At 62.5% G+C, this 930-nt stretch carries 1 protein-coding gene; it reads left to right on the plus strand.

What is annotated here, in order from left to right; all coding sequences use genetic code 11:
• Window positions 1-91: 91 nt before the first annotated feature.
• Window positions 92-922, plus strand: a complete 831-nt coding sequence (locus ABD919_RS13825) for an IS5 family transposase (RefSeq protein ID WP_345236612.1) — start codon at window positions 92-94, stop codon at window positions 920-922.
• The last annotated feature ends 8 nt before the right edge of the window (window positions 923-930 follow it).

Raw genomic sequence — 930 nt, forward strand, 5'->3', positions numbered from 1 at the left:
GAAGCTGTTTAGGAAGTAGGGTGCCAATAAAAAAGACTTCCACGACGAGGCGAAATTTGGGGTGCGACCCACCTCATTTTTGCCCGTTGCCATGGAAGTCCTCACCAAAGATATGATTACCCGCTGGATACTGCCCTACCTGCCTGCCCGAACCGGTGGCCGCCGTTGCGCCGCCGACCCGGTGGAGGTGGTCGGGGCCATCAGTTACAAACTCAAAACCGGCTGTCAGTGGCGGTGGCTGCCGGTCAAAGCCCTGTTCACGGGCACGCCGCTGAGTTGGCAGGGGGTGTACTATCATTTCAATGCCTGGGGCAAGCAAGGCGCCTGGCAGAAGCTCTGGGTCAACAGCCTTCGACTGCATCGACGGTCCCTGGACTTGTCCAGCGTGCAACTCGACGGCAGCCATACGCTGGCCAAGAATGGCGGGGCAGCCATTGGGTATCAGGGGCGCAAAGCGGGCCGCACGACCAATGCCCTGTTGCTGGCCGACGACCAGGGCCTGCCACTGGCCGTGGCCACGCCCCAGGCCGGCAATCAGCACGATACGTTCGAGCTGGAGCGCGTCTTTGCCGAGCTCTGCGCCGTGCTCGAAGCGGCCGAGCTGCGCCTGGAGGGCTTGTTTCTCAATGCCGACAAAGCCTTCGACGTGATGAGCTTGCGCCAGGCCTGTGCGCAACGTCGCATCGAGGCCAACATTCCCCGCAACCGCCGCGCGGCCGACTGGCAGACCGATGACGACACGCTGCTCGACCCCGAGCTCTACCGCCGCCGCTTGGCCATCGAGCGCCTCAACGCCTGGCTCGATGGCTTTAAAGCCCTGCTCGTGCGCTTTGAAACCGGCCTGCAAAACTGGCTGGCTTGGCACTGGCTCGCCTTTACCGTCCTGTTGCTGCGCAAAATCGCCCCAACCCCGACTTCCTAAACAGCTTC

This window comes from Hymenobacter saemangeumensis (genome assembly GCF_039541835.1).
Lineage (GTDB): Bacteria > Bacteroidota > Bacteroidia > Cytophagales > Hymenobacteraceae > Hymenobacter > Hymenobacter saemangeumensis.

What these genes read in the sequence shown, in the direction of transcription:
- ABD919_RS13825 (WP_345236612.1), top strand. Translation starts at nt 92, where the DNA reads ATGGAAGTCCTCACCAAAGATATGATTACCCGCTGGATACTGCCCTAC.